Origin of the sequence: Xenorhabdus innexi (genome assembly GCF_002632485.1) — a bacterium.
GTDB classification, from domain to species: Bacteria; Pseudomonadota; Gammaproteobacteria; order Enterobacterales; family Enterobacteriaceae; genus Xenorhabdus; species Xenorhabdus innexi.
Genome location: NZ_NIBU01000085.1, coordinates 1 through 11,131, shown reverse-complemented (window position 1 = coordinate 11,131; position 11,131 = coordinate 1). Strand labels below are relative to the sequence as shown.

Genomic DNA, 11,131 nt, shown 5'->3' with positions numbered 1-11,131 from the left:
CATAGTGGGATAAATTATGTGACACCGGGCCAACGGCACAGAGGCGAAGACAAAGTCATTTTAACACAGCGGGATGGCGTTTATCGCCAGGCTAAACTCACCTCTCCGGAACGCTGGTCGCGCAGCACCAGAAACTGGCAATGGGTAGAAACAGTGACGCTGAATCCTGAACGAGAACAACAGGCCGCTTAAATTCATTAATGGTGCCAACTATGTTGACAATTACCGCGTAGGCCAACTTCACCTATCAGTACTGGGTACCTGTATTTCGTTACCCACACGAAATGATACTCAATCTGAAATACCGTGTGGCTGCCATATCTGTAATCCATATTGCACCTCTCGTGCAACAGAGTATCGCAGCTAAAGCTGACCGACTAAAGTCGGTGGTTTTAACCTTTCACATGGAAAAATAAAGTCACTTTATTTAACGGCATTTTTACGCTGAAAAGCTGAATCGTTTCAATTTTATAGTGAATATGAGAGGTTAAATGTTTCATCTATCATTACAGGATATCCATCTGGGAGTACACGCTGATAATAAATAAAATGCTATTAAGAAAGTTTCTGGTGCTTTAACTACAGCCGGATATACCCGTGAAGAGTATATAGAGGGGATGTTGGAGCGTGAAATACAATCCTCAACCTATCACTTAATAATTTACCATATTGAATTTATTTTACGCATATTGATATCAACCAAGGCAGTATATAGCATAAAGCCACCCATTTTTAATATATAAATATTTTTATTATAGATGTATTGAATATCTATTTATTTAAATGTAATATCATCTTACGATTATCAGTAAAGGCATTTTTCTTCTATCATTTTTAAAGCTTGTTTTTTACAATGGCTAACCACATAATAATGTTAATAAAACACAGTAAACAACCTATTTTCAGCAACAGATTGACAGCAAAAAAATATGTCCACCCTATTTTTAATAGATAATAAATTCATTTAAAAAAGTGAGGAAATAATCATTAAAAATAAATCATTTTAGTATGGCGATGTAGGTGAAGCAATTATTAATAATAAATTATTTCAGTATAAAACCGCAGGTAAAATAATAATATATTATATCCGATTCATTTAATGAAAATATTTAGGTGTTTTATTTATCGCCTTTCATACAGCATTATTTACACTAAAATATAATGTCTTTTTGTTAATTATTAACAATTCATTGTTATTATTAATATCTATTAAAAATTTATATTTAAAAGAGGTAATATAATGGTTGCAAAATTAACTATTACTCCCAGCAGTGGAAATATTATTGTTGGTCAAGCATTCGAAGTGCTTGCAACAGTGGTCGGTGAAACAGCTAGTTATGACCCTACTAAAGTAAACGTCTCGCTGCTTACATCAAAAGGTTTGAAAATCGAAAAAGCGTTTCCCGGAGAACATACAACTGGAGGTTTCAAGCAAAGGCTAGTAATATCAGGTGAATTAATTGATCACGGGACAAATCAACAATATACTCAATACACAGCAAAATTTACTGTAAATACACCATCCAACCCCTCAACCAGTGTAAGCTATACAGCCATCAACAATCCTTCTTTAGATCCGGATAGCTGTGTATTAGGCATAACATCATTCTATTTATATGACCAAAAACCTGTTCAACTGACTGGTCCTAAACCTAATCCTTCAGTCAATTCATTTGTTTTAGCATCAATTAACCCGATGACAGATGGAAGTAATCCTCCTGCCACTCCACTTACAAAGTATGACCTTACTCTTCGTGTATCCGCTCCTGTAAGAATATTTTTGAAGGACCAGTTTATGACTGAATGTCTTCCTTATAGTGTTCCGGGTGATGGTAGTAACCAAGAATATTATTTTTACTTGATTAACAAACCAACCGCAGATGCTGTTAATTTACAAATATTCGCTACTGATCAAATTGCCAGTAAGGTTGTTGATTTTAAAATGATATTTAGTGATGTAATTTATGATGCAAATCAATCTATATTTATGACCACTCAAAAAATTAATGTTTTGGAGACACTAGAGGTACCCTCGATTAAAGAAACAGGGGACACAGATAAATTAGAAAGACCTTTGACAAAAAATGAATTTCATTACCAAGTTCCCGTTCCACCTCAGAATATGCATATTGAATATATATTAGGATTTTCCACTGCCCATCAAGAACATGAAACTCAGAAACAACTATTTATAAGCAAGATAGATAGCGTTAGCAGTAACAATACGGGATACTATACTTTCGCTGTCCCCTATAATGAATTAAATATCGGCCGGAATTATATTAGTTATATTTTATCAAGTAAATATGGTAACTCATATGCATCTAAATATAACTTTATTCATTATGATAACAATGGTAATAATAACCCTGCTTCTAATACTGGCGATCTTATGTTGATGCCAAAAGTACTTAATTCTCGTGGGTATCCCATTGCTCCCAATGACACAATCAATGTTCCTGAAATTGGTACTAAAGGTCTTGAAGTCCTATTGCCATATGATCGAAACAATCCTAAACATACCATTGCCCCAAATGATATAATTTCGATCACTGTCTCTCTCTCAAACTGTCAAGATACAATTACTCCCGCACGTCCATTAATTTTTAAAGTTAAAGACAACGTAACCGTACATCAAAATGATTTAAACGGCGGCTATTACAAAGCAAATATCAGCCCTCAACTTCTTCTGGGTTTCGAAACAACGGATAGTGCGAGCGTAGGTACAATTGCCATTGAATATGAACGCACTACTTCACCTAAAAAATCAGTAATTTATGTTAGAAGCTTCGACACTTATGTTGGTTAATTTCCTCAATATGTAGAAATAGAAGATGATAACTAGTTATACCCGCTTTATTTCTAGAGGCGTTGATTATCTCCCTGCATCACGGGGAGATAACAATCTGGTTAATTAAATTGCCAAGTTAAAGATGGATAATATTATTATCCGATTATTTTTAATTTTATTTTAATAAGGTAATGGTATGTCTACAGAAAAAAAACTCATGTCTCCGCCTATCCTTCCCCAAAGAGACAGCAATGGAATTATTTATATATATGATGTATTTCATGATGTATTCCAGATAGAGGTAAATAGATATAATAGTGTTCATGTTCTAGATCAAATTGTTGTGCATGTAGGCACTTATATAAACTCATTTCCTCCCTACACTATAGATATTCAAGATGTACATTTACCCAGATACTTAATAACAATCCCTTTTTCCGCTATTAACAGTGGTAAATATGATGTTTTCTATACTGTTACTAATTTTGCAGGAAATAAAGCTAATTCTGAATCTGTTTCCGTACAATTTGTACGTACAAATCAATCACATCCTCAATATACAGCAAACTTAACAGCTGTCGGATACCAATCTATTGGTGATGCATATGAAATACTGACTATTCAAATGAATGATAGTAAAACACTTGAACTTATTAAAAACACTCCATTTTATTGTGAAATAACCCCAAATAATTCATCCGTAAGTAAGATAACAGAGATTGGAGAAAACCCTGATACAATACAAAATACAGTTACAAATGAATATGGCCAATTAAAAATAAACCTGCAAGGGCAAAGCGGCGATTCTTGTACTATAAAAGTTGCTGCTGAGGACTATACCGGAATTATCAACCATACAATAGGAACAATATAAAAATGGCAACCACTACATTTTATTTAAAGAGTATAAAAAATAATTGGTGGATCACCTATTTATTTCAAACTGATGCTGGCTATGGATATACCATTACATTAAAAAACTCTACCGGCAACATGTTAAAAATACAACAATGTAATATGTAATAGGATGTTAATAATGGCAACTAAAACTTTATATTTTCCAGACATCAAAAATGGCTGGTATGTATCATATTCTTTTCTGGTTCTCGCCGGGTGGGGTTATACAGTGGATTTAAACGATGATTTAGGAAATAATTACGCTCATTGGATTAAACCAAACGACGGCAGTGATTATCCAAATAAAATTATCGATACATTTTGGTACAAAGGATCAGATGGAGCACTTATATGCACTATTGATTGCCCAAAAAGTAATCGCCTTGATAATACATGGGCGGAAAGCATAATAACACCAAGCTCAGGAAGCCCGACTCTGGGAAGAACCTATTGTGCAATTTTTGAAGATAATGGTATGCCAATTGAATATAACAATTTATCAGTTTATGTGACCGGATGGGCTTTCTATAATTATAGGGTTCCCCCTAATTCGTAATCAAATATTTATACTCACCGTGAGGAATTTCCTCACGGTTTTCTTTTAGATTATTCTGGTCAGTCTCATCGAGATTACCATGCTATTTTTAAGCCCAATTTAGCATTTATCTCATAGTTGTCGGCGGCATTATTTAAGCTGGTATTCACCGATGTCTGGCTGTAAACAACATATTTACCGTTATTCCAACTATAAGCTCCCCCAGCACCGACTTCCCCCCACAGACGGTCATTACGGCTGCTGAATGCCTTATTCGCCACATGAGCAGAATCGCTATCCCCCAAAAGTTCCTGACGAACATTGAAAAGGCCATAAAGATGTGGGCTTTTCTTATCTTTATTCTGCCCATCACGCCATTTGGGGCGGTAATCGAGAACGCTGCCCACACGCAATTTCATGTTATTGCTTTGGCCAAAGTGAACTTTTGTTTTAAACACATCATGAAAATCATCCATGCGGATGGAAGAGTAAGCTAATTGTGCCTGTGGTGTAAATGACCATGTCGGCGTTAAATTAATACGCTGGCCGGCTTCCAGACTCAATGCATATCCCAGCGCGGCCTTCTCTTCTCCCAGATGTTTGCCTGCTGTTTTTGAATTTAAGTCACTGCTAAAATAGGTCATTTGAGCCAGACCACCCAAATAAAAACCATTATGGCCGTACCATGTGCCGGTTCCGCCTACGGTATACCCCTTCGAACGAATGTTACCTTTGCCATGTTCAGAACCGACATCAGCATTAATGTGTGAATATTGCAGAAAAACACCGCCATCTATTGCGCCTTGATCATTTTCATACAAGCGATTGTCCACGCCCACCTGAGCGCGAGTCATATAATAAGTTATATTTTCAGCCCCTGATGTCGATTTATGAGGCGATAATTTGCCATAAGTGCCTGTTACCCGCCCCCATGCCTTACTGGAGCGCGTGTTTTTGTCATCATTTCCTACATTATTACTTCCTGCATTATTCAATCTGTCTTCACGGCTATCAATTCGATCATACAATGTGCCGGGTGAGTTTAACGTCTGTAAAACCTGACCATAAGCTTCATACAGGCTAACGCCAGCATGGTAAAGCTGATTTGGGGGTGTTGGTTGTGTTGGGTTAGCCGGTTTGTAATTTTTCGATGAACGCAGATGCCATGAATGATCCGTGCCATCCTTATCAAGGCGGTAGGCATAAGCGCCGGCAACAATCACCGGATCGCCCTGATGATGATAATCACCCACTAAATTGAACTCGCCATTCGATAAACCGTTCACTTCAACAACCTTAATCCCTTTATGGGTTGGCGCGCCCTCTCCGCCGACATTTTTGACCACCAAATGCGTTGTGCCGGATGTATTGCCGTTGACCACGAACCGATCAGTTGGTGAATCATCCCCTGCCAGCTTCGTTGCTAAATTGAGTGTTCCGTTCTTGCCATTGTAATCACCTGTGGCAGTGAGTGTACGGCCAACCGCATTATCATCCCCGCCAAATGACAGATGACCACTGTGATTCAACCCAGAAATGGTTGTATTAAACCCACCCATATCGAAAAATGTCTTTTCTCCCGTTAGGTAAGAAGAATCTGCACTGAATGCATTTTCTTTTCCTTGGCGAAACGTTCCCTGTTGTATTTCTGTCACGCCGGTATAACTATTCTTGCCCGTTAATACCAGCGCGTTGTTCCCATTTTTAATCAGACTACCTTGCCCGGTAATATTGCCGCCAAATACCCTGTCATTTGAATGGTTAAAGGCCAGTGCGCCCTGACTGCCGAGGGCAATATCACCGAAAAGGTTGCCCTGCGTGCCGCCATTCCCGAGCTGGAGCGTGCCTTGGGTCACTTTTGTACCGCCGCTGTAATTGTTGTCCGCCGCAAACACCAGCGTACCGCCGCCCATTTTTTCCAATGTCACCGCGCCCATCAGTTGGGCATCAATCGTGGCCAGCATCTCTTTAGCCGAGCGGCTGCTGGTGCCCACCCGAATGACAGCGTTACCCTGATTGCCTTTTTCCAAAGTCAGCAGATCGCCGGTCAGGGTATAGCCCCCGGTACTGAATTGCAGGCCATCAACCTTAACGTTGCCCTTGCTGTTGTCGATCCGCACGGTACCGGCATGGTTGCCGAAAATGGCAAATTTATCGGCATTACGCCAGCTGGTCTTCACCCCGCCTTTTTTGGATGTCCAGTTACGCTCACCCTCAACCTGCCACAGGCCATCGCCGCCCGCCCAATAGTTCAGTGTCTTCCCGGCGGTGTTGGTGAGGTAAACAATTTTCTTGGCTTTATCGATATCAACAGAAAGTGAGCCGGGCAGGCCGCCCGCTGTCGTCATGGCTGAATCAGGGGCAATATCCCCGTAGTGGAAAATATCGTATTCACCGGCGGATAGGCTGCTCGCATTTTCAACATTGAGGGTACCCGCCATTTTCAGCGTGCCGAGCACGTCAAAGAGTGTCGGCTCAGATCCTTCTGCGCTATTGAGCGAGACATCCACCCGCGCACCGTCATTCAGGGCCAGATCATGGTCAAACGTCAGTGTACTGCCCTGTGTGCCGGTCAAATTCCCGCCGCTTTCAATGATCGCCGAGCCGCCCACTTTACCGCGGCCCCCAAGGGTGCTGTCCTTTTTCACATTGAGCTGAGCGGTTTTCCCGCCCAACTGAGCGTTGTCAGCAACAAACAGTTGCCCTGCTTCCACATTCATTGTCCCGAGAAAATCAGGGGAACTGGAACTGAAGGTGGTTTCTCCATTCCCCATCTTATTCACCAGACCCTGACCCACCAGTACGCTGCCAAAGGGGCTTTTTCCTGCCAGATTGAGGGCAAGGGTGCCTTTGGGATCAATATTGATGGTGTTTGATGTGCCACTCCAGCTATCTAACTGCAAGGTACCCGCCTGAACAAACGTGGGACCGGTATAGGTGTTTTTCCCGCTCAGTATGGTAGTGCTGCTTCCTGCCTGATAAACGGAACCGGTGCCGCTGATATTGTTGCCAAATGTGAATGGGTTCGAGCGATTAAAAGCCAGTGCGCCCTGACTGCCGAGGGCAATATCACCGAGAAGGTTGCCCTGCGTGCCGCCATTCCCGAGCTGGAGCGTGCCTTGGGTCACTTTTGTACCGCCGCTGTAATTGTTGTCCGCCGCAAACACCAGCGTACCGCCGCCCATTTTTTCCAATGTCACCGCGCCCGTCAGTTGGGCATCAATCGTGGCCAGCATCTCTTTAGCCGAGCGGCTGCTGGTGCCCACCCGAATGACAGCGTTACCCTGATTGCCTTTTTCCAAAGTCAGCAGATCGCCGGTCAGGGTATAGCCCCCGGTACTGAATTGCAGGCCATCAACCTTAACGTTGCCCTTGCTGTTGTCGATCCGCACGGTACCGGCATGGTTGCCGAAAATGGCAAATTTATCGGCATTACGCCAGCTGGTCTTCACCCCGCCTTTTTTGGATGTCCAGTTACGCTCACCCTCAACCTGCCACAGGCCATCGCCGCCCGCCCAATAGTTCAGTGTCTTCCCGGCGGTGTTGGTGAGGTAAACAATTTTCTTGGCTTTATCGATATCAACAGAAAGTGAGCCGGGCAGGCCGCCCGCTGTCGTCATGGCTGAATCAGGGGCAATATCCCCGTAGTGGAAAATATCATATTCACCGGCGGATAGGCTGCTCGCATTTTCAACATTGAGGGTACCCGCCATTTTCAGCGTGCCGAGCACGTCAAAGAGTGTCGGCTCAGATCCTTCTGCGCTATTGAGCGAGACATCCACCCGCGCACCGTCATTCAGGGTCAGATCATGGTCAAACGTCAGTGTACTGCCCTGTGTGCCGGTCAAATTCCCGCCGCTTTCAATGATCGCCGAACCGCCCACTTTACCGCGGCCCCCAAGGGTGCTGCCCTTTTTCACATTGAGCTGAGCGGTTTTCCCGCCCAACTGAGCGTTGTCAGCAACAAACAGTTGCCCTGCTTCCACATTCATTGTCCCGAGAAAATCAGGGGAACTGGAACTGAAGGTGGTTTCTCCATTTCCCATCTTATTCACCAGACCCTGACCCGCCAGTACGCTGCCAAAGGGGCTTTTTCCTGCCAGATTGAGGGCAAGGGTGCCTTTGGGATCAATATTGATGGTGTGTGATGTGCCACTCCAGCTATCTAACTGCAAGGTACCCGCCTGAACAAACGTGGGACCGGTATAGGTGTTTTTCCCGCTCAGTATGGTAGTGCTGCTTCCTGCCTGATAAACGGAACCGGTGCCGCTGATAATATGGTCATATATTGCTTTCCCGATTCGATTAAAATAAAGTTCCCCATCATTTGCAATATCAATGGAGACATTTCCCGCCGCTTTCCCATCCCCCAAATAAAATTTACTGTCTTTTTTCACTTTCACTGAGTCGACATTTTTTATGTCATGGCTAAATATAAATTCCGCGGCGTATTTATCGCCGATAATAATATGTGATTTTTGAGTTCCAGTAATATCGCCGTTAATTTTACCTTTTCCGGATATATAGAGAACCGCATCCCCAAGATCTATATTTCCATCAATCAGCCCAGAATTATAAATGCCACCAGAAATAGATCCTTTATTGTATATGGCATATTTATCACCTTTTATGATTCCCGTAGTGCCATTAGTAATGGTACCTATATTTCCTTGGCCATCTAAAACAATTCCGTATCGTTTTCCATAGAGCAAAGAATCATTCGTTACCTGATTAATCTGGGATGATTTTTTTTCTTGCGTGGTGTTTGGATTAGGTGTGCTAAGCAAGATTACCTGAATAGCATCTTTGTCAGCGGTGATACCTTTACTTCCTGATATATTATTAACACTTCCAATGCTCCCTCCTTCCTCAACGATAATGCCACTCGCAATGCTGGTGATTGATTCATAGTTATTGATAGCTTTAATATCACCAGATGCAATAAAAAGCGTTGCACCGTCGGAAGCAATGACGCCTGCAAAAGAGGTTAACTTGCCATGATTATTAATCGTGTTAACCGTTGAGTTACCGACATAGATTCCTTCAACCGTTCCTCCCTGCCTGTTCATAATTTCATTCACAGATCCTTTCATATCAGGGGTGGTATTACTTCCCTGAGCGTCATAAACTCCTATTGCATAAAATACTCCACTTGTATCTGTAGATTCGAGTAAATTGTAATTATCTACGGTATCCACCTTTCCTGATATCCATATCGCGCCCTCATTTCCAGTCATTTTTTCATAATTAAGCAATTTTCCAAGCGAACCGGTATAGCTCACAGTCAGTCCCCGACTCCCGCTCAATGTGCCATTATTCTTAATCTGCTTTACGGCAATCAAAGCACCTGAATTATCAGAATTACCAACATTAACTGCACTGTAATACATATTATAAGGATCATCGAAGCCATCAGATTCCCCTTGAGGAACAGCAATTGCGGCTGATTTTTCAATCAGCAGGCTTTCATCATTAATAAGATTGCAAGGATCTTTCTCAGTACCAGATTGAATAGTCGTTAACGTCTCTGTCTTGCCACATGATGAAGCCGCTTCTGCATAGCAACTTAATCCCGGAAAAAACAATGCTATTTTAATAGCCAGAGATAATAATGAATACCGGTAATTTTTCATAAATAGGGTTACCAAATAATTGACTAAAACATAATTACAGTAAATGCCTATTTTAAAATTAGAATAACTTTATGAATACGTCTATTTATTCCGATAAAATAGAATTTATTTATCGCAACCCAGTCATCAGATATAAATTATTTGGATAAAATATTACGATATTTAATACATGAAGTGGTTAATTAACTTTAATTATTTTATTATGATCTAAATGCCTTTTCAAAATGATAGGAGTATTCCTGGTCATGTATTAAATAGTTAGATATTGGTGCTAAAAATAATGGCTGGATTAACACAATAAGTGCAATGTGCGCCCCGTATAGGCTTCAATGGGGTTAATCCCTTTAAAACCTTTCTTGGGTCATGTATTTAACGCGTTGAACACCCTCAAATATAATATTCACTTTCAATGAAAGTGCCGATGATTTTGTCATGCATTTCCGGCGACTTTGAGTAGCCGAGTGTTTTACGGTTAAGACGCTTAATTCGATTACGTAACGTCAGGTTTTCACGTTCAATACGTTGAGTAAAATATTTTCCAACCAGATGGTTAGCTGAAGGTAATAAATGATAGGCACGGTAATTATCTGTACACCAAAAGGCTATCTTGAATTTAGACAGTTTTTTTAATAACTTTTTCAACGTCTTCTTATTTCGTCTACCAAAAGCATGCGCAATGATACGTTTTAGACGAGGCTCCCAAGCGTACCATAACCAACGCTGGCACTTTTTATTTCCGACGAAGGACCCCATTTCGTCCACTTCACAGATAAATTCAAGTTCAACTTTACCGAGTGGCAGGGTTGTTACACATCGTGGCTGGAGTTTTTTAAAACACGAACGACCGCATTAATGCTGATATGCAGGGCTCTGGCAGTATCACGGATACCAGCATTGTTCATGGCAAGGTCAACGACTTGTTCTTTTATTCCGGCTTGACAGGCTCGATAAGAATAATCGAGTTGGAAAGTCCGGTTACAGCACAAGCAACGATAACGTAGGTGATCCCCTTTACCAATACCATGCTTTTTAACGTCCTTCGTTTGGCGGTAATTGTCAACATAGTTGGCACCATTAATGAATTTAAGCGGCCTGTTGTTCTCGTTCAGGATTCAGCGTCACTGTTTCTACCCATTGCCAGTTTCTGGTGCTGCGCGACCAGCGTTCCGGAGAGGTGAGTTTAGCCTGGTGATAAACGCCATCCCGCTGTGTTAAAATGACTTTGTCTTCGCCTCTGTGCCGTTGGCCCGGTGTCACATAATTTATCCCACTATG

5 protein-coding genes and 3 pseudogenes are annotated in these 11,131 nt (G+C 41.5%); 4 read left to right on the top strand and 4 right to left on the bottom strand.

The window, feature by feature from the left end:
• Positions 1 to 192, top strand: a pseudogene (locus Xinn_RS22205) (IS3 family transposase); the annotation flags it as partial.
• A gap of 35 nt (positions 193 to 227) precedes the next feature.
• On the opposite strand, the pseudogene Xinn_RS18525 reads toward Xinn_RS22205, so the two are convergent.
• A pseudogene (locus Xinn_RS18525) lies at positions 228 to 332 on the bottom strand (transposase); the annotation flags it as partial.
• Between the two features lie 908 nt (positions 333 to 1,240).
• Between Xinn_RS18525 and Xinn_RS18520 the strand changes: the two are divergent.
• The 3 genes from Xinn_RS18520 to Xinn_RS18510 all read left to right on the top strand — a co-directional run bounded on the left by Xinn_RS18520 (position 1,241) and on the right by Xinn_RS18510 (position 4,244).
• Complete coding sequence (locus Xinn_RS18520; RefSeq protein ID WP_086952926.1) at positions 1,241 to 2,809, top strand: hypothetical protein; 1,569 nt, start codon at positions 1,241 to 1,243, stop codon at positions 2,807 to 2,809.
• A gap of 178 nt (positions 2,810 to 2,987) precedes the next feature.
• Complete coding sequence (locus Xinn_RS18515) at positions 2,988 to 3,665, top strand: hypothetical protein (RefSeq protein WP_086952925.1); 678 nt, start codon at positions 2,988 to 2,990, stop codon at positions 3,663 to 3,665.
• A 162-nt stretch (positions 3,666 to 3,827) separates the two neighbouring features.
• Entirely contained in the window at positions 3,828 to 4,244 is a 417-nt protein-coding gene (locus Xinn_RS18510) for a hypothetical protein (RefSeq protein WP_086952924.1), read from the top strand.
• Positions 4,245 to 4,318: 74 nt separating this feature from the next.
• Here the strand turns inward: Xinn_RS18510 and Xinn_RS18505 are convergent, their stop codons facing one another.
• The 3 genes and pseudogenes from Xinn_RS18505 to Xinn_RS22200 all read right to left on the bottom strand — a co-directional run.
• Positions 4,319 to 9,856, bottom strand: coding sequence for an autotransporter outer membrane beta-barrel domain-containing protein (locus Xinn_RS18505; protein WP_099137729.1), 5,538 nt, complete (start codon positions 9,854 to 9,856; stop codon positions 4,319 to 4,321).
• A 387-nt stretch (positions 9,857 to 10,243) separates the two neighbouring features.
• A protein-coding gene (locus Xinn_RS18500; protein ID WP_099137728.1) for an IS1 family transposase occupies positions 10,244 to 10,935 on the bottom strand; the annotation gives its coding sequence in 2 pieces (ribosomal slippage) (positions 10,244 to 10,692 and positions 10,692 to 10,935; 693 coding nt in all).
• Positions 10,936 to 10,939: 4 nt separating this feature from the next.
• Positions 10,940 to 11,131, bottom strand: a pseudogene (locus Xinn_RS22200) (IS3 family transposase); the annotation flags it as partial.